The organism is Staphylococcus sp. TCBT05 (assembly GCF_055179755.1).
Map to the genome: position 1 here is coordinate 57332 of NZ_JBUQDQ010000025.1, position 17281 is coordinate 74612.

The 17281-nt window shown below is 31.4% G+C and carries 21 protein-coding genes; 14 read left to right on the top strand and 7 right to left on the bottom strand.

Features of this window, described 5'->3' with window-relative positions:
- Positions 1 to 78 precede the first annotated feature (78 nt).
- Positions 79 to 546 carry a DinB family protein gene (locus ACY191_RS06345; protein WP_042739391.1) on the top strand — a complete coding sequence of 156 codons (468 nt, stop codon included), beginning with the start codon at positions 79 to 81 and terminating at the stop codon, positions 544 to 546.
- An 81-nt stretch (positions 547 to 627) separates the two neighbouring features.
- Here ACY191_RS06345 and ACY191_RS06350 read toward each other — a convergent pair whose 3' ends face one another.
- Positions 628 to 1917, bottom strand: a complete 1290-nt coding sequence (locus ACY191_RS06350; RefSeq protein ID WP_229366869.1) for an aminotransferase class I/II-fold pyridoxal phosphate-dependent enzyme — start codon at positions 1915 to 1917, stop codon at positions 628 to 630.
- A gap of 197 nt (positions 1918 to 2114) precedes the next feature.
- On the opposite strand from ACY191_RS06350, the gene ACY191_RS06355 reads away from it, so the two are divergent.
- From ACY191_RS06355 to pmtD, 7 genes are all read left to right on the top strand, one after another.
- Positions 2115 to 2210 (top strand): Trp-rich small protein, encoded by a 96-nt coding sequence (locus tag ACY191_RS06355; protein ID WP_229367409.1) that lies wholly within the window; start codon positions 2115 to 2117, stop codon positions 2208 to 2210.
- Between the two features lie 222 nt (positions 2211 to 2432).
- Positions 2433 to 2621 carry an SE1626 family protein gene (locus ACY191_RS06360; RefSeq protein WP_229366870.1) on the top strand — a complete coding sequence of 63 codons (189 nt, stop codon included), beginning with the start codon at positions 2433 to 2435 and terminating at the stop codon, positions 2619 to 2621.
- Positions 2622 to 2772: 151 nt separating this feature from the next.
- Positions 2773 to 3153 carry a PSM export ABC transporter transcriptional regulator PmtR gene (gene pmtR, locus ACY191_RS06365; protein ID WP_042739388.1) on the top strand — a complete coding sequence of 127 codons (381 nt, stop codon included), beginning with the start codon at positions 2773 to 2775 and terminating at the stop codon, positions 3151 to 3153.
- Positions 3150 to 4037 (top strand): phenol-soluble modulin export ABC transporter ATP-binding protein PmtA, encoded by an 888-nt coding sequence (pmtA, locus tag ACY191_RS06370; RefSeq protein ID WP_229366871.1) that lies wholly within the window; start codon positions 3150 to 3152, stop codon positions 4035 to 4037. Before pmtR ends, pmtA begins: the two co-directional genes overlap by 4 nt.
- Before the next feature lie 12 nt (positions 4038 to 4049).
- The gene (pmtB, locus tag ACY191_RS06375) at positions 4050 to 4733 is read left to right on the top strand and encodes a phenol-soluble modulin export ABC transporter permease subunit PmtB (RefSeq protein ID WP_042739386.1); all 684 of its coding nucleotides are present in this window, start codon (positions 4050 to 4052) and stop codon (positions 4731 to 4733) included.
- Positions 4733 to 5605, top strand: a complete 873-nt coding sequence (gene pmtC / locus ACY191_RS06380) for a phenol-soluble modulin export ABC transporter ATP-binding protein PmtC (RefSeq protein WP_042739385.1) — start codon at positions 4733 to 4735, stop codon at positions 5603 to 5605. The genes pmtB and pmtC overlap by 1 nt, the downstream gene beginning before the upstream one ends.
- Positions 5605 to 6333 carry a phenol-soluble modulin export ABC transporter permease subunit PmtD gene (pmtD, locus tag ACY191_RS06385; protein WP_042739384.1) on the top strand — a complete coding sequence of 243 codons (729 nt, stop codon included), beginning with the start codon at positions 5605 to 5607 and terminating at the stop codon, positions 6331 to 6333. Before pmtC ends, pmtD begins: the two co-directional genes overlap by 1 nt.
- Before the next feature lie 74 nt (positions 6334 to 6407).
- Here the strand turns inward: pmtD and ACY191_RS06390 are convergent, their stop codons facing one another.
- Positions 6408 to 6968: a thioredoxin family protein gene (locus ACY191_RS06390; protein WP_042739383.1), complete on the bottom strand. Its 561-nt coding sequence runs from the start codon at positions 6966 to 6968 to the stop codon at positions 6408 to 6410.
- Positions 6969 to 7134: 166 nt separating this feature from the next.
- Here ACY191_RS06390 and ACY191_RS06395 point away from each other — a divergent pair, with 166 nt between their 5' ends.
- The 3 genes from ACY191_RS06395 to ACY191_RS06405 all read left to right on the top strand — a co-directional run bounded on the left by ACY191_RS06395 (position 7135) and on the right by ACY191_RS06405 (position 9130).
- On the top strand, positions 7135 to 7629 hold the full coding sequence (locus ACY191_RS06395; RefSeq protein ID WP_042739382.1) for a hypothetical protein: 495 nt from the start codon (positions 7135 to 7137) through the stop codon (positions 7627 to 7629).
- A 92-nt stretch (positions 7630 to 7721) separates the two neighbouring features.
- Complete coding sequence (locus ACY191_RS06400; RefSeq protein WP_042739429.1) at positions 7722 to 8282, top strand: HAAS signaling domain-containing protein; 561 nt, start codon at positions 7722 to 7724, stop codon at positions 8280 to 8282.
- On the top strand, positions 8279 to 9130 hold the full coding sequence (locus ACY191_RS06405; RefSeq protein WP_042739381.1) for a DUF4097 family beta strand repeat-containing protein: 852 nt from the start codon (positions 8279 to 8281) through the stop codon (positions 9128 to 9130). Before ACY191_RS06400 ends, ACY191_RS06405 begins: the two co-directional genes overlap by 4 nt.
- Before the next feature lie 61 nt (positions 9131 to 9191).
- On the opposite strand, the gene ACY191_RS06410 is transcribed toward ACY191_RS06405, so the two are convergent.
- Entirely contained in the window at positions 9192 to 10232 is a 1041-nt protein-coding gene (locus ACY191_RS06410) for a C45 family autoproteolytic acyltransferase/hydolase (protein WP_229366872.1), read from the bottom strand.
- Positions 10233 to 10686: 454 nt separating this feature from the next.
- Here ACY191_RS06410 and ACY191_RS06415 point away from each other — a divergent pair, with 454 nt between their 5' ends.
- Positions 10687 to 10857 carry a hypothetical protein gene (locus tag ACY191_RS06415; protein ID WP_107512689.1) on the top strand — a complete coding sequence of 57 codons (171 nt, stop codon included), beginning with the start codon at positions 10687 to 10689 and terminating at the stop codon, positions 10855 to 10857.
- 110 nt (positions 10858 to 10967) lie between these two features.
- Here the strand turns inward: ACY191_RS06415 and ACY191_RS06420 are convergent, their stop codons facing one another.
- Positions 10968 to 11393 carry a YolD-like family protein gene (locus ACY191_RS06420; RefSeq protein ID WP_107512688.1) on the bottom strand — a complete coding sequence of 142 codons (426 nt, stop codon included), beginning with the start codon at positions 11391 to 11393 and terminating at the stop codon, positions 10968 to 10970.
- A 177-nt stretch (positions 11394 to 11570) separates the two neighbouring features.
- On the opposite strand from ACY191_RS06420, the gene pglS reads away from it, so the two are divergent.
- Positions 11571 to 12608 (top strand): 6-phosphogluconolactonase, encoded by a 1038-nt coding sequence (gene pglS / locus ACY191_RS06425; RefSeq protein ID WP_042739380.1) that lies wholly within the window; start codon positions 11571 to 11573, stop codon positions 12606 to 12608.
- A gap of 361 nt (positions 12609 to 12969) precedes the next feature.
- On the opposite strand, the gene ACY191_RS06430 is transcribed toward pglS, so the two are convergent.
- From ACY191_RS06430 to ACY191_RS06440, 3 genes are all read right to left on the bottom strand, one after another.
- Complete coding sequence (locus ACY191_RS06430) at positions 12970 to 14349, bottom strand: aldehyde dehydrogenase (protein WP_463269963.1); 1380 nt, start codon at positions 14347 to 14349, stop codon at positions 12970 to 12972.
- A 141-nt stretch (positions 14350 to 14490) separates the two neighbouring features.
- Positions 14491 to 15420: a manganese-dependent inorganic pyrophosphatase gene (locus ACY191_RS06435; protein WP_042739378.1), complete on the bottom strand. Its 930-nt coding sequence runs from the start codon at positions 15418 to 15420 to the stop codon at positions 14491 to 14493.
- 55 nt (positions 15421 to 15475) lie between these two features.
- Complete coding sequence (locus ACY191_RS06440; protein ID WP_042739377.1) at positions 15476 to 16027, bottom strand: cysteine hydrolase family protein; 552 nt, start codon at positions 16025 to 16027, stop codon at positions 15476 to 15478.
- A 139-nt stretch (positions 16028 to 16166) separates the two neighbouring features.
- Here ACY191_RS06440 and ACY191_RS06445 point away from each other — a divergent pair, with 139 nt between their 5' ends.
- Entirely contained in the window at positions 16167 to 17249 is a 1083-nt protein-coding gene (locus tag ACY191_RS06445) for a glycoside hydrolase family 55 protein (protein ID WP_229366874.1), read from the top strand.
- Positions 17250 to 17281: the final 32 nt, after the last annotated feature.

Below are 17281 nucleotides of genomic sequence, written 5' to 3' on the forward strand. Positions count from 1 at the left end.
TAGAGTTGAAAATAGTTTCGCTACAAAGGTGTAATGCTTTGTATGATTTTCAACTTGTTTACGAAAGGGAGAATAATTATGACAAAGAAAACAGTTTATGAGGTTATTGATACTGGAATTAATTATCTATTGTCTGGATATGAAAAATGGGATAACGATCAAGTTTTAGATGACAAATTTGAGCTGTTTCCAAATACAATTCATTGGCAATACGGACATGTATTAACGATATTTGAATCTGGCTTATCTCTATGTGAACAAAACGAAGTAGATGTGGTTAAATATAATGAATTATTCGGATATGGTAGTTCTCCAACAGAATGGGGAGATAAAGAAATACCATCAATCGATGAAATTTTTAATTATTTAAAAACTGTACCTGATAGAGCGAGAAATTTAACGGATCAACAATTAGAACAGGAATTGACTGAAACAATTGCAGGTTGTAATACATTAGATGAATTGCTTGTATTAAATGCGATACACATTCCATTACATGCCGGTAAAATTGAAGAAATGTCACGAGTATTAAAACAACAACAATAAATAAAAGGAACAAACACTAATTTAACGTTTCACTTAATAAAAGTGACGTTGTAGTTTAGTGCTTGTTCCTTTTTAGTTTAATTAATTTTGTAATTCTGCAATTGCTTTTGCGATAGAATCAAATACATGCGGTATGTCTTCTTTTTCTACACAACTAAAGGCAATTCTGATATCTGTCTTATTTAAAGCGATAATACCGATTGAATAATTTTCAATTAAATGTGTGCGTAATGTCTCAGGATCTACACCTTTGACTTGTACAGCCATGAAGTAACCTGAATTAAATTCATATGGTTGCCAGTATGGTTTATATTTTTCATCATAAACGACATCTTTAGTGACTTCATAGCGTGCTTGTAACGTATCGATATTGTGTTGAATTTCTTGGTCGAACGTTTCATTATGTTCTAACACGTATTTCACTGCACTTTGGGAAGGCATAGGACCACTAGAAATATTACTTCTAATCATACCTTTAACCTTTGCTTCTAATACAGATTTTGCTGTTTCATCATTTACACCAAATGTAATGAAACCAACTCTTAAGCCCCAAGCAAAAAATTCTTTAGTTGCACCGTCTAAACGTATAGGAAGTAGATTTTTTAACTGTAAGTTTGTTAATGCAGTAAATAAAGATTGAGTATAGACATCTTCATAGAATAATCCGTAATATGCATCATCAACAAGAGCGATGACATTAGTACCTCGTTCTGCTAAGTCTTTGATAGCTGTCACGATTTGATTAACTTGATCTTTAGTAGGTGTGTAACCTGTTGGGTTGTTTGGATAATTTAATATAAGTACTACTTTATCTTTATTATAATTCGCTAAAGTATTCACTAAAGCATCTGTAGTGTAATTACCATTTTCATCAAAAATATCATACGTTTCGAAAACAGCACTATGTCTTGTACTATAAACAAGTTTGTAGTTACCCCAGTTATGTGTAGGCAATAATATTGTATCACCACTGTTTACAAACATATCGCCAACTAATGATAAACCATGAGTCAATGCATTTGTGATAATAGGTCTAGTCATATCCGTTTTATTTAAATCTGGATTTTCTTTCAACATTTTTTCTTGCCATAAATCACGTAAGGGTTCGATACCTTGAGGAGGTGAGTAAGGGAAAATTTCATCAGGTTCTAATTCGCCAAAAACGTTATTTAAAGTGTCTGCGTACATCTTTTTATTGCTATAAGTTGCCATACCAATTGTGGCATTATATTTTGTAGCTTTGGCTTCAGCAGATTGAGATAAAATACCTTTCGGATAATACATTAATTTACCTAAATCTGAAAGCATATCTGCAATTTCTGGATTTGATTTAGACAATTGTTCATTTAAATCTAAAGCTAATGGATTCATGGATGGTCTACCTCTCTTTACATATTGTTACTTCCTATATTATCTTGAAATCATTTAAAATTAAAGTCCTGACCACATTTTAAATAAAATTTATAAAAAAACTGACACCTTTATCGAACATATGTTCTATTTATGTTAAAATAAGAACAGGCCATCAAATTCCACATGGCACTTTTTACTGTGGGAGGTGTAGTATGATATCGTGGTGGCAAGAAATTATAGGAACGCTAATAACGGGTTGCTTACTTGTTATTTTCCGTGTTTGGTTAGAAAATAATTGGAAAGACAAATAGGTGGCCCTACACAAAAACCCCAAGTCTGCGACACCAGACTTGGGGTTGTGTAGTATAATTCGTGGATACATTTACAATTTTATCATCAATGATATAACTCTGCAAACATTATATTTTATTGTATATAATAGAATTAGAACTGTTCATATACTAATAAATTTAATAGTATATTTAGAAAATTAAATTATTGTTTGCTATAATTACGATGTTCGGGGTGATTAGGTGAGACATTTAACTAAAGTTTTTGTGTGCTCAGCAATTATTTCATTTATTGTAGGATATTATTTACAGGCGAATGGTAATGAATCATCTGGTATTAAATTATTAATAGCTGCAATAATGTTTATGATTTGCGCGTTTATTAATCGAAATAATAATAGGAAAGAACGAAATAAACACCACAAAAAATAATTTATAAGTAATTACAAGGCTTAACTGTGTATATACTGTATACTCAATTAAGCCTTTTTCCATGTATTAATCACATATTTAACAGAAAGATGTTTACAACTAATGATATATTGTGTATATTGTATATATACAGTGATAAGGGAGGACGTTAATGAAAATACTTTTAAAAAATAATAGTGAGAGCCCCATATATGAGCAAATTAAACAGCAAATTAAAGAAAATATTTTAAAAGGCTACGTTGATCCCGGCGAACACTTACCTTCAATGCGTGAATTAGCACAAGATTTAAGTGTTAGTGTAATTACCACCAAACGTGCTTACGAAGATCTCGAGAAAGATGGATTCGTCTTCACTATTAGAGGAAAAGGCACCTTTGTAAAGGAACAAGATAGTTCGATATTGAAGGAAAAACAATTTATTGTGATTGAATCCTTAGCCAAGTCAATTAGCAAAGAAGCTAAAACGATTGGTATGTCTCTCTCTGAATTGCAAGATATCCTAGCAATGATATATGAGGAGGACGAGGAATGAATGCAATAGAAGTTAATGCCGTTAATTACGAATATGGTGGCTTTGCATTAAAAGATATTAACTTTCAAGTTCCAAAAGGGTATGTAACAGGCTTTATCGGCTCCAATGGTGTTGGGAAGACGACCATGATTAGAATGATAATGGATTTAATTGAGCCAAGTAGTGGAGAAATCTTTGTGTTTGATAAGTCAATGCGCAAACATGCTGTGGCGTTGAAAAATAAAATTGGTTTCGTTTACTCGGATTTATATTTAAATGAAAAATGGACTATTAATAAGGTTGAATCGGTTGTAGCTCCTTTTTATGACGATTGGAATCATGAGTTATTTAACAGCTACTTAAGAAAATTCAATTTATCATATAACAGTAAGATTAAGACTTTATCAACTGGAATGAAGATGAAATTATCAATTGCGATTGCCTTCAGTCATCAAGCTGAGTTATTCATTTTAGATGAGCCGACCTCTGGATTGGATCCAATCGTACGCAACGAAGTCCTAGATATAATACAGCAAGAATTGATTAATGAAGAAAAAACAGTCTTTTTATCGACACATATCATTTCAGATCTAGAGAAAATTGCAGATTACTTAATTTACTTTAAAGACGGTAAAGTTGTATTGAATGATTATTTAGATCAAATTATGAATCAATATCAAGTTGTTAAAGGTGATTCTGAACACCTAGACGATGAGTTGTTTGGATTGATGCATTACTATGAAAAAAACAAAACAGGATATGTCGCCTTAACTGACCAAGCCAATGTCTTCAAAGAAATATTTGGTAATAAAGTTGCAATTACCAAGCCGACGATAGAAGAATTAATGGTTTACTTGGAAAAAGGTGACAGTACAGCAGTGGAACATGAAAGTGAGAATAAATGAAGGAGACGTTAGATGAAAAATTTAATTATTAGAAACTTTAAATTACGTAAAAAAACCATTGTGTTGTATAGTCTCTTGCTCATTTTTGCACCAATTCAATTACTGATTAACAATGACTTGTTGATCATTAGAATACTTTCATCTATTGTTGCAATGATTATTCTTTTTGTTTCATTGTTAGATTCTGGTCATGCCTTTCGCTTTCACAGTAGATTGGGTCACAAACAATCACTAGACTTCTTTGGTAGTTTACCAGTGTCTAAGAAAGCATTATTAGATTCAACATATATTACTATTTTATTATTTACTTTAATCGGTGCAGGTATTTTATCTTTATATAATATTCCTAGTTCAACAGTTTCTAAGACGGGAATTTCGTATAGTATAACCTTGCCATTTTCTTATATAGCGATTAATTTATTCGCTGTACCAATCGCATTTAAGAGAAATTTAGAACAAAAATCTGAGAATATTTCATATTTAGTTTACTTATTGATAATGATTTTATTTATACCATTTTTAATGATTCTCATTGCTGTAGGCATACAATCTTTGATAGGGCATCAACCTATATTTTTGAATTACTTAGAATTGCTCTATAAATATGGTTTTTTAATTATTAGCATTATTTTCTTTATTAGTAACTACTTTATACAATACAAAAAAATAAGTAACCAACAAAAGGAGGCAAATTAATGCAATTACACGATATAACTAAGACCTATGGTTCTAATAATGTACTGGATCATATAGATTTTGATTTTGGCCATAGCCAAATTGTAGGTTTAATTGGTAAAAATGGTGTCGGAAAAACGACTTTAATGAAAGTAATGAATGGAAATATTATTAATTATAAAGGTGAAGTAAAATTAGGAAATAAAGAAAATATCGGTTATCTAATTGAACATCCTAAATTATATGATAATAAATCAGGACTATATAATTTGAAATTATTTGCACATGTCTTAGGAAAAGGTTTTGACAAAAAATATACAGATTATATTATCGATGCATTTGGTATGAGACCGTATATTAAGAAAAAAGTTAAAAAATATTCAATGGGAATGAAACAAAAATTAGCAATAGCAGTTTCATTAATGAACAAACCCAAGTATCTTATTTTAGATGAACCTACTAATGGCATGGATCCAGATGGTTCTATAGATGTATTGAAAACAATTCAATCATTAGTAAAAGAATTGGAAATGAAAATATTAATTTCTAGCCATAAATTAGAAGATATTGAGTTGATTTGTGACAGAGCAGTATTTCTAAGAGATGGTAATTTCGTGCAAGATGTAGATATGAAATCAGGTGCACCTACTGATTCTACAGTGGTTATTGTAGCAACAGACGAATTTGATAAAACATTAGCACATTTAAACGAACATCATGAAGTTATTCAATCACTAAAAGAAAATAATGAAATAATATTGAATGCTCAAAAGAACTACAAATCACTATTAAAAGGATTAGCTGAAATCGGCATTTATCCAGAATTTATTGAAACTCGTAAGAGTTCTTTACGTGATACTTACTTTAATATTAATCAGAAAGGCGGGAAATAATGAATAGTTTACAATTAGTAAAATATGATATGTATAGTATTTTTAAAAGTCCTTTGACTTATTTAGCATTACTGCTAACTATTATTCCATTAATAGGGTTTACTGTATTGTTTGTTCAACAGTCAGATCAAATGAATGGTAATACATTACTATCGGCAGGTAGTTGGTTCTTCTCATTAATGGGTTTACTGTTTGTTATTAAAACAATCACAAGAGATATCTCACAAGGTACGATTCAATTATATATGAATAAGAAATCAAGTCGTGCTGGCTATGTTATCGCCAAAGTGATTTCTATACTGTTGATTTCAATTATGATAACTGCCGCTCTGGTTGTATTTGTCTTAATTGTACAAGGTATTGTAGATGGTAAAAATGTAAAAACAGATAAATTCTTTGAACTCTTATGGTTTTTCTTTATTTTCCATTTATTCTATGGATTATTGCTTTATTTATTCTCATTAATCGTTCCTAAAACGGCATTAATCTTTACATTAGGAATCTTTTTAGTATTAATTGTTCCATTTGCTGAACCATTCTTACCAATGATTCCTAAAATTGGGGACGACATTAAAGATTCATTAAAATATGTACCATTTAGCTATTTAACTTCTAAAACAACATCAGGTGATTATACATTCACGCATTGGCAATGGTTCATTTCATCAGCATCTATAGTTGTGTTATTTATCGTCAATTTATTTTATGCAACTAGAAAAGATATATAAGATTTAACCGAATTTCACAATAAAAAGAGACGTATGAATCAACGGTTAGAAAACCTATTCATACGTCTCTTTTTTTATATTGTGATAAGTTTGTCTAAAATTGAATCATAAACATGTTTCCACATTTGAGAATCTGTCTTATAGCGGTTACTAATAATTACATGTGTTTCTGCAGATTTATCTTCATATGTAGGATCATCTTTAGCTGGTAACTTTGCACGCGTTTCGTCTACAAAATGCTGTACTTGTTTAGCACGTGGACCCCACACTGAAACTTGTTCAAAATTATCATTTAAAAAGACAAAAATTGGAATGGACCTAGCAGTTCCATTTGTTAGATATTGATCTATTAAATCAGTATTTTCATCACGATGGAAGACACGAACTTCCAAGTTTAGTGCTTCACTGATATGTTTTAAAATTGGAATGTTCATCATAGCATCGCCACACCAATCTTCTGAAATTACCAAGACTTTGCTGTAGTTTGATGTTTTAAGTTGATCTAGTCTTTGATCATTATTTGGTAAAGAGAATGAATGATATATTGACTCTAAATTCTCTTTGTTTTCTGTCATTGCTGCAATATACTGATCAAGTGGTTGACTGTTGTTGAAATACGTTTCTAAACTTGTCATAGTACTTCCCCCTTTAGTTTATTAGGTATTATTATATCAATAAATATAAATGAAAGAAAATTTTTAATACTTATAAAAGTAATATGTTTTAAAAAGTATAGTTTATGGATGAAAGTATGAAATTCCTATGCTATATTAATTAAGTGATATGGAATGTGGTGACAAAATGAAGTTATTGAAAAATGTTAAATGGATAATTACAGTTGTTTTCATACTTATTACTATTGGCACCGTAGTGATATTCGTCAATCATAATAGGTTACATACTAATACTAATTTGAGTAACTTTAAAATTGATAAATTTAAGATTGGTTCAAAAATGAATAAGCATAAATTTGAATTAGATGATGATGTTTTATTAAAGAAGGTTTATGTTTATTCAATGGTTGATCATCCTGAATTTATAGTATTAGTAAATAAGCGTAGTAATCAAATTGTTGGGATGTCGTTATTAAATGACGATAGTCTACAGACAAATTATGGTTGGAAAATCGGTGACGATATTTCAAAAGTGAAGGCGAGTTTAAATGCAAATTATAGAGAAAAATCACTACATAATGGATTTAAGTCTTTGATTTTTATTGATAAAAAACATAAAATAAAGTTGTTTGTTGTACATAAGAATAATAAAATAAAAAAGATTGAAATTCATAATAAATAACAATTTAAAATGACATTGCCAACAGGTATGTCATTTTTCTATTTGAACATATAAAGTGGATTGAATTCTATACTTGAATGGCGGTAGATATTTTGGATAAAATCACTTTTTTAAATGAATTAGAACAAGAGTTAGATAATTTACCAAGAAGTGAAAGAGATAAAGTAATGTATGAATATGAGGATTACTTTTTCGAGCAAGAAAGTGAAGGTAGAAATGAGTACCAAATTATTGGTGCATTAGAATCACCGAAGAAAATTGGTAAAGAGATTATGGCGAAGAGTGCTATAGCCTCAGCTGAATATAAACCGAATGTAAGAACCATTGTTCGTGCGATTATGGCATCATTGGGCATGGGTATCTTGTCTGTAGTGATTATCTTGATTCCAATGATATTTGTAGGTTTCTTTATGGTTATCTTATTATTATGTTCTCTATTCTTTACACTTAGTCCAGTGTTACTGATTATCAATGGTATATTTAATCATAATATCAGCTTTGCGGTTAGCAATTACTTGTTTGCAATATCATATACTGGCTTAGGCATTGTACTTTTCGTTGCAATTGCTAAATTAGCTCAATTTGTATATCGTTTAATTTTGAAGTATTTACGTTGGAATATCAAAACGATTAGAGGGAGTGCAGTTGAATGAAGAAGTTATTCATAAGTGGATTAATCTTATTTATAGTATGCTTCCTCTTAGGCTGCTTGACTTGGTTTGGATTTGAGCAACAAAATAATAAACTTAATTCTGTAAATAAAACCTTTGATTCTAAAAAGATAAATAGTCTTAAGTTAGATAGTCAAAATAGTTCGATTAACATCAAACGAGGTAAACAATTTGCAGTTAAATATAGTGGTAAGAAAAGGTTGAACATTGATGACTCTAATCAAGAATTAAGCATTCAAGAAAATAGTAATAGTGAAGATCATTATGGTTTGAATTTTAACCCATTTAGACGAGTAAATGACCAGATGACAATAATAGTTCCAGATAAACAATTAGATAAGTTAACACTATCATGCGAAACAAATGCGACTACCATAAATAATGTGGATATTAAATCAGCAAAAATTTTATTTAATGACACTGGCGGTGCGCGTATTACAGTAAAAAATTCGACGATAAATGATATGTTTTATAGAGGGACTAATTCTCCAATTCACTTAACTAAAAGTGATATAAAGCATGCAAATATTAAATCGAAAAATGAAAGCATCATAGTTAATGATTCCTTAATTGAATCTTCAGTATTGCTTGCGAACAAAGGGAATATTGAGTTGAATAAAATGGATGTAAAATCTGATTTTAAAGCCTCTACACAACACGGTAATATACACATGAGATATAACAAAGAACCGAACAATACGTTGTTAAAGTTAAATCCCGAAAATGGCAATGCGCATGTAAACAATAAAATGTTTATCGATGGTAAAGTTGGAGATGGACAAAATGTCTTGGAATTTTATACCAATCATGGTGATATTCATATAGATTAATAGAGCGTAAATGAAAGAACCGAGTTTAACATTTTGTGTTATTGTCGGTTCTTTTTATAATTTATTCAGTGGCAAATGTTAAATCAGTATCAATTTTTCCAGTGATTTGTGTTTCATTTAATGATGATCCAGTTAACCATTTTGAAAAGTCGACTTTAAGTGGAGATTGATTTTCACCTAAAGCAATATAAGCTGTTAGTGACTGGGGCTCATACATACTTGTGTGTATCGTCCCTGACCAACTTTTAAATAATTTACTATAAATTTCAAATTTTGGATCATTGAACATCTGGAATGCGTCCATTTTATCAAGATGTTGTGGTGTTTTTTTTAACAATCTCGACAGTCGCTCCTTCGATTCTTTGGTGTAATTTCTATTCTCATGTGTTAATAATTTAAAATGATTGGTACATGTTCGATCATAGCGAACCTCGATGGAACGTGGTGAAACTTCAATGATTGCATGATTTAAATGCTTATCCATAACAATATAACTGAAAGAACTTCGGTGAGGTATTTCTTCTAGTAATTTTATTGCTTCGGGAACATCTTTACAGTATTGAAGTATTAATCTACCAATCATATAGCATACAAATCCGTTTCCTGGATGCTTTCTATGCATGAAATTATAACCCATAGCTAGGCCGGCCTCATTCATACCATCCATTCTACCTGTTACTCTAGATGTAGGGGCAACATGTGCTAGTCCACCATCATTTGGTTGGAACAATAAATAACGTCCGTCATATGTAGCAGGGTGATAATCATAATTTCTAACCATATAATCATTGCCTAGAAACACTGTGCAGCCACTATTCTTAAGTGGTGTGAAGCGGTAATGAGCAAAATTTAATATCATTTGGCTAGTTGGGATATTTAATACTTCTTGCATGCCATTAATCTCTTCCCATATTTGTGGTGCATAGACTTGGAATATATCATATGTTTCCTTTATATGTATGTCAAAACGTGGAACACGCTTTTTCCATTCTTTTTCTCTGTTTTTCAATAGTGGGGTTTGTTGCATCCATTTAGCAGTCTCTATACCTAAATCAAAGTGAGAACCGCGATGCGTGAAAATATCTGATTTTACATTTTGCATAAACAAAACTCCTAATTTATTATATATTAACTTACAGAACTGTAATTCTTTTGTAACTTCATATTAATTGTATTATGTAAGTAGAATAGTTATTATAATAATAACATCAGCGAATAACTAATAAAATTAGTTTAATGAGGTGATTATAATGTCAAACTACTATGATTCATTTAAAGACGCCGTATCAACTTGGTGGAATAATTAAATTAACTATATTAAAGGCTAATACAATTGCTATTAGTCTTTTTTATTTTGATATTCTATATACATTGTGCTTATATAGTTGTGAGAAATTTAATGGAAGCATGGATGCATTTATACATCAATAACATAAAATTACTTTAGAATTTTGTAGAATAAAAGCTATAAAAGTGGGTATATATTTATTGATGCTTTTAATTGTGCTATCATTAGGTATAGACATTGTTAATAAATTATTGAGGTGAACAGAATAATGTGGAATTTTATTAAAGGTTTATTTAAATTTGTTTTCGGTACAATCTTTACCGTTTCATTAATCGCTGGCGTTGGTGCTGTAGCATTCGCCTATATCTTCAAAAAAGATTTTGAAGAAATCGAAAGTAAAACTAAAGAAATCGTTTCAGATATCGAAACAAATAATTAATTTATTGATAGAACACGTTAAGTGTTCTATTTTTTTATGCGAATTTGAAAATTGCGAATCAAAGGGAGTAAATAGTAGCTATCTTAGCAGTTAATTACTGCCAAGATAACCTATTCAATTGATGTACGATTATCAGTGGTGAGTATCTTGGTGATGTCTAATAAAGATAATGTCATCGTGCGTGTTGAATTTGTAATCTCACCCTCCAAGTTCATTTGTAATAAATTGATACGCTTGATTCGTAGCTCAACGGTTTCTAACCAACCATCTTGGAAGTATTCTATTGAGACAGGAATGTCTCTATGTAATGCTTGATGTAGTTGGCTGTTCAATTCGTTTAATTGATCATCTGATAACAAGGGACGGTCGATTTTATTTTGATCTATAATATATTGTTGAATCGACTCGAATTGTTCTGGCAATGTGGCAAACGGCGCCCATTTTACCATGCCTCGTCCTTGGGGAATATTTGGATTGAGAAACTCTCTAGGAATCTTTCTATAATCCGTTTCATCTTGGTATTCTTTAGGAATCATAAAATCACCTCACCACAATAATAGAACATATGTTCGTTTTTGGCAAGTGATATTTTAACAGAAGAAATGTTCTGAAAATGTCAATAACATAGTATTTATAAAGAATATATTTTCAATTGATTGTTTATTATGTAGATATTTATTAGAATAAAGATATATGAAAATGGAGGGGTTTACATGAGGACGATTGGTTACATAGGCACATATACTAAAAAAGAAGGTAAAGGTATATATCGCTTTGAATTAGATGAACAAACAGGAAAAGTCACAGAAGTAGACACTGGATTTGAATTAGAAGCATCTACTTACGTGAATCAACATAATAAGTTCTTATATGCTATTAATCGTGAAGGTGAAAATTGTGGCATAGCTAGCTTAGAGATTTTAGAAAATGGGGAACTAAAATTAATTAATAAATGTTTAGCATCGACAGAGGGAACTGGTTGTTATGTAGATATTTCACCAGATGGTAAGTATATCTTTGAATCCGTATATGGTGCAGGCTTAGCTAGAATATATGAGGCGAATCCTGAAACAGGTGAAATCATACGCTTAATACAAGAGTTAGCTCATGATTATCCTACTGGTCCAGACGAACGACAAGAAAGCTCGCATGTACATTTTCTAAAGACAACGCCTGATGAAAAATATGTTGTGGCGGCAGACTTAGGAACAGATAAAGTCGTGACTTATGAATATGGAGATGAAGGTCTAAAAGTATATGCTGTTAGTGATTTTGAGCCAGGTGATGGTCCAAGACATATCGCATTCCATGAAGATGGTAAGCATGCATATATAGTACATGAAATTTCTAATATGGTAAGCACTGTTGCATATAACGATGGTAAATTTACTGAAATAGAGCGTCACTCAACAATACCTGCTACATTCGAAGGCGAAACTAAACTTGCAGGTATTCGATTATCGAATGACCAAAAATTTATTTATATTAGTAATAGAGGTCATGATAGTATTGCCATCTTTAAAATAGGAGAAAAAGGTTCTTCGATTTCATTTGTAGATATTGTGTCAAGTGGTGGAGAATTCCCACGAGATTTTAATATTACAAATTCAGATGAATACCTAGTTTGTGCACATCAAGAAGGTGATTACGCATTAACTGTGTTTAAGCGTAATAAAGTGACAGGAGAATTAACTCAAGTCGATCATCAACAACAAGCGCCTGAAGGTGTATGTGTACAATTTTTACAGTAATAGTCAAACGTGTTTGATATAAAAATTCTGAAAAAGTCAGTAAATGAGTAGTACGTATCCTTTAAGGTTTCATTTTTTAAAATACCACCTTGAAGAACACGTATCAGAAAATTCATTTACTGACTTTTTATTTTGATGATTTCTCGTATTGTAATTGTTCGATGATTTAAGTATTGCATTGAGACATGGTATAGACTCGCGCCATGCTATCTTAAATGTCTTTATAAAAAGCGTATCAATGTAAAAAATAAGGCACATCGTCCCATTTAATAAATAATTACTAAATGAACGAAGTACCTTATATTATGATATAACAATGCTCAACTAACATATAATTTGGTATTGTTATACTCAGAACTTGTTAATTATTAAAAAACGTTTTTATATATTTGAATTTCCCTTTATATGGTGGGAAGAATAAGCTTGATTCTAATCTTGTTGATTTGAAAATATAAGATTTATCATGACTAAAGGTATTGAAACTATATTTGCCGTGATATTGACCAATACCAGAAGCGCCAACTCCGCCAAATGGTAAATTAGGATTGGCAAGTTGCATCACAGTATCGTTGATAGCACCACCACCGAAAGAAATTTCCTTTAATACACGTTCAGTAGCATTTTCATCTTCGCTAAATAAATACAAACTTAATGGTTTAGGTTTAGAACGGATTAATGAAACGGCTTCGTCAAAATCATCATAAGTGATAATAGGAAGTAGTGGGCCGAAAATTTCATCCTCCATAATTTTGGAATCAAAGGTAATGCCTTGTAAAAGTGTCGGTGAAACATAACATTCATCCGCGTCTGTTTGACCACCAAAGATAATATCTTGCTGATGAATGGTAAGTAAATCATGCAAACGATTGAAGTGCTTCGAATTAACAATTCGTCCAAAATCAGGACTTTGTTGTATTGATTTGCCGTAGAATTCAGTGATCGTTTGTTTAAGTGCAGTGATAAGCGCATCTTGAACTTTACGATGAACTAAAATATAATCTGGTGCGACACACGTTTGACCAGCATTAGCAAATTTACCAAAGCAAATACGTTCACTGGCAACTTTAATATTTGCTGTCTCGTCTACAATAACAGGTGATTTACCACCTAATTCTAACGTGACAGGTGTTAAATGTGAACTTGCTGCCTGATAGACTATACGGCCAGCCTTTTCGCTACCAGTAAAGAAGATATAATCAAAAGGCAATTCAAGTAGTTGTTGTGTGACTTCGCTGTTGCCTTGACAAATACTTACGTATTCAGCATCGAATACTTCTTCAATAATCCTTTGAATGACTGTTGAAACAGTTGGTGTATATTCAGAAGGTTTCAATATGACAGTATTCCCAGCAGCAATTGCCCCGATTAAAGGTTCGATCAATAGTTGAAAAGGATAGTTAAACGGACCAATGATTAATACTGTTCCATAAGGCTCTTTCATAATATAACTTTTGGTTGGAAACATAAAGATAGGGGTGTTGACTTGCTTTGGTTTCGCCCAATTTTTAAGTTCTTTACGTGCAGTTTTAATATTTTTTAAAGTGAAACCAATTTCTGAGGCATAAGTCTCTACTTTGTTTTTTCCTAAATCTTTCTGAAAAGCGTCGAGTAATTCATCTTCATGATTACGTATACTTTTACTTAACAGCTTGAGCTGCTTTCTTCTAAATTTAATATCTTTGGTTTCGTGAGTATCAAAATATTTTTTACTATTATGGAAAGTCTGTTCTATCACATTCAAATGGAATCCTCCTAATCTGACAAGTACTAGATAAGTATACTTGGATAAAAAACTGGAACATATTTAAATATGTTCCAGGATTACTATATTGATAATATAACAACAATAATTGCTAATTTATAAATAATATAACGTATTAAACTATTTAGTTAAAGTTTCTGTAATTTGAGGAACAACTTGTTTCTTACGAGATACAACACCTGGTAAGAATGCAGTACCATTTTCAAGTTTAACATCAAATGCAACGCCAACTTGGTCTTTTTCAGCACCAACAACAAGGATTTTTGAATCACTGTTAATAATATCAGTGATGACAAGAACAAATAAATCATATTTTTCATTTGCACTTGCTTCTAACATAGCTTTTTCTAATTCATCTTGACGTTCGAACACTTCATCTATATCTACAGTGTTAACTTGAGCGATGCGTGTAGTATAGTCACCCATGTTGAATGATTTTGCATCTGCAGTTAATAAGTCTGTTGCAGATTTATCTGAAGTTGAAGCCCCAGCTTTAAGCATTTCTAGACCATAAGATTCTAAGTCTACGTCAGCAATCGCTTTTAATGCTTCTGCAGCATTAACATCTTCTTCAGTACATGTAGGTGATTTAAATAGTAAACTGTCAGAAATAATAGCTGAAACCATTAATCCTGCAATATGTGGTTTGATTTCAAAACCACGCTCTTGATACATTTTATATAAAATCGTAGCAGTACAGCCTACAGGTTCAGCACGGTAATACAATGGTGCTGCTGTTTCAAAGTTAGCGATTCTGTGATGATCTACAACATGCTTCACTTGTGCATCTGCAATTGAATCTGCACTTTGTTGGAATTCGTTGTGATCGACTAAGATAACTTCTTGATCAGCTAAATTATCATTTAATAATTCAGGTGCGTCTACTTTAAAGTGATCTAAAGCATATTGCGTTTCAGCATTAACGTCACCTAAACGATAAGGTGTAGCTTCAGTATTACCAGTTTGTTGTTCAAAGTCTGCCATAATAATTGCTGATGAAATTGCATCAGTGTCTGGGTTTTTATGACCGAAAATATATGTTTTTGCCATGTTTAAATTCTCCTTATTTTTATATTTAATTTTATTTTATCATGATTAATAGTCGTTATTCTACTACTGCACCCAAGGAATTTTTAAAATGTGTTAACGCCCATTCATGTCCGGTTGGATTAAATGAGGCCACACCTTTATGTGAGATAAATAATTCGTAGCCTAAATTATAAGCGGAAATTGCAGTATGTAGGACGCAAATATCAGTACATACACCTACGATTTCAAGTTGTGTAACGCCTCGTTCTCTCAACATAATGTCTAATGGTGTTCCGAAAAATGAATCGTAACGTGTTTTATCTAAAAAATGTACGTGTTCATTAAACAGAATATTTTGATAAATATCATTAACCTTACCGTACAATTCTCTTCCAATCGTACCTAAAATATTATGTGGTGGAAAAAGTTTACTCTCAGGATGGTAATGATTATCTTCGTAATGTAAATCCATCATAAAAAAGATTTGTTGCTTTTTATTATTGTAAGCTTCAATTCTTTCAACGATATAGTTTTCTATTTGTTGACCGGCTTCCCCACAAGTCAATTTGCCATTATCTGCAACAAAATCATTTGAATAATCAACTATAATCAGTGCACTATTTTTCATTAACCTTTTACACTCCCTAATTATAAAGTTAATAGTCATTATATACTAACTCGTAAAAACATCAAAGGTGTATATATAGGGTTTAAATTAAATAGAATTTGTTTAATATATAGTAGTCAGGATAGAAAGGAAGTTTTCGATGATAATCAACGCGGCAGATTTTGGATTGAAAGGAAAGCGTAAATGGGCTGATACTAAAGCATTACAACGTGCATTAGATATTGCCAAAACACAGGAGAAGGTCACGATACAAATACCAAAAGGTGAATATCATATACGTAGATCTTTGAAAATATATGAAGGTACAACATTGTTACTTGATGATGAAACGGTCTTGAAGCGAATAGGAAAAGATGCACTGTTAAAAAATGGTCGTAAGCTGAAACGTTATTATGGTTATAACGGAAATAGTCATATTCATATTGCGGGTGGTACATTTGATATGAATGGTTACGAATATCCATATAATAATACAGCAATGAGTATTGGACATGCGCAAGATATCCAAATTGTAGGCGTTACCTTTAAAGATATTGTCGGTGGTCATGCAATAGATGCATGTGGCATAAATGGATTATATATGAGTCAGTGTCAATTTCTTGGATTTAATGATGATAATGGAGAACGAAGTTTTTCTGAGGCAATCCAAATTGATTTACAAGTTAAAGGCGCATTTCCAAAATTTGGTGCAACAGATGGAACAGTTACTAAAAATGTAATTATTGAGCATTGTTACTTTGGTGCTTCTACCACACCTACAATGAAAGCATGGAATAGAGCTATCGGCTCGCATGCCAGTCGATTTAATCAATTCTATCAGAATATTCATATACGATATAATACATTTGATGGATTGAATCAATACGCTTTAACTCCTTTGAAAGCGAAGGATACTTATATTCATGATAATCATTTTATTAATTGTGTTGGAGGTATTCGTTTTTTAGCAGTAAAAGATGGCAAAAATGCGCAAGATTTATCAGGGAGACTATGTAATACGCAGGCAGGCGAAAATTTAAATATTTATCGTAATACCTTTATAGGGCCAATGACGAAAGAAGCGATTAGAGTTCAAAGTTACAATAAAGTCATGCATAAGAAAATAGTCATTGCGCATAATAACTTTGAGCATTGTTCTCAGAAGATTTATTTAAACCATGTTCAAGATGTGATTTTATTTGGAAATGGTGATGCAAAAGTGGTTAAAAAACAAGTTGAATAAATAAGATGGACAGCGCTTATACCAAAGGTGTA

Coding starts and splice junctions, on each gene's coding strand:
- ACY191_RS06345 (WP_042739391.1), top strand. CDS start 79: ATGACAAAGAAAACAGTTTATGAGGTTATTGATACTGGAATTAATTAT.
- ACY191_RS06350 (WP_229366869.1), bottom strand. CDS start 1,917: ATGAATCCATTAGCTTTAGATTTAAATGAACAATTGTCTAAATCAAAT.
- pmtR (WP_042739388.1), top strand. CDS start 2,773: ATGAAAATACTTTTAAAAAATAATAGTGAGAGCCCCATATATGAGCAA.
- pmtA (WP_229366871.1), top strand. CDS start 3,150: ATGAATGCAATAGAAGTTAATGCCGTTAATTACGAATATGGTGGCTTT.
- pmtB (WP_042739386.1), top strand. CDS start 4,050: ATGAAAAATTTAATTATTAGAAACTTTAAATTACGTAAAAAAACCATT.
- pmtC (WP_042739385.1), top strand. CDS start 4,733: ATGCAATTACACGATATAACTAAGACCTATGGTTCTAATAATGTACTG.
- pmtD (WP_042739384.1), top strand. CDS start 5,605: ATGAATAGTTTACAATTAGTAAAATATGATATGTATAGTATTTTTAAA.
- ACY191_RS06390 (WP_042739383.1), bottom strand. CDS start 6,968: ATGACAAGTTTAGAAACGTATTTCAACAACAGTCAACCACTTGATCAG.
- ACY191_RS06395 (WP_042739382.1), top strand. CDS start 7,135: ATGAAGTTATTGAAAAATGTTAAATGGATAATTACAGTTGTTTTCATA.
- ACY191_RS06405 (WP_042739381.1), top strand. CDS start 8,279: ATGAAGAAGTTATTCATAAGTGGATTAATCTTATTTATAGTATGCTTC.
- ACY191_RS06410 (WP_229366872.1), bottom strand. CDS start 10,232: ATGCAAAATGTAAAATCAGATATTTTCACGCATCGCGGTTCTCACTTT.
- ACY191_RS06415 (WP_107512689.1), top strand. CDS start 10,687: ATGTGGAATTTTATTAAAGGTTTATTTAAATTTGTTTTCGGTACAATC.
- ACY191_RS06420 (WP_107512688.1), bottom strand. CDS start 11,393: ATGATTCCTAAAGAATACCAAGATGAAACGGATTATAGAAAGATTCCT.
- pglS (WP_042739380.1), top strand. CDS start 11,571: ATGAGGACGATTGGTTACATAGGCACATATACTAAAAAAGAAGGTAAA.
- ACY191_RS06435 (WP_042739378.1), bottom strand. CDS start 15,420: ATGGCAAAAACATATATTTTCGGTCATAAAAACCCAGACACTGATGCA.
- ACY191_RS06440 (WP_042739377.1), bottom strand. CDS start 16,027: ATGAAAAATAGTGCACTGATTATAGTTGATTATTCAAATGATTTTGTT.
- ACY191_RS06445 (WP_229366874.1), top strand. CDS start 16,167: ATGATAATCAACGCGGCAGATTTTGGATTGAAAGGAAAGCGTAAATGG.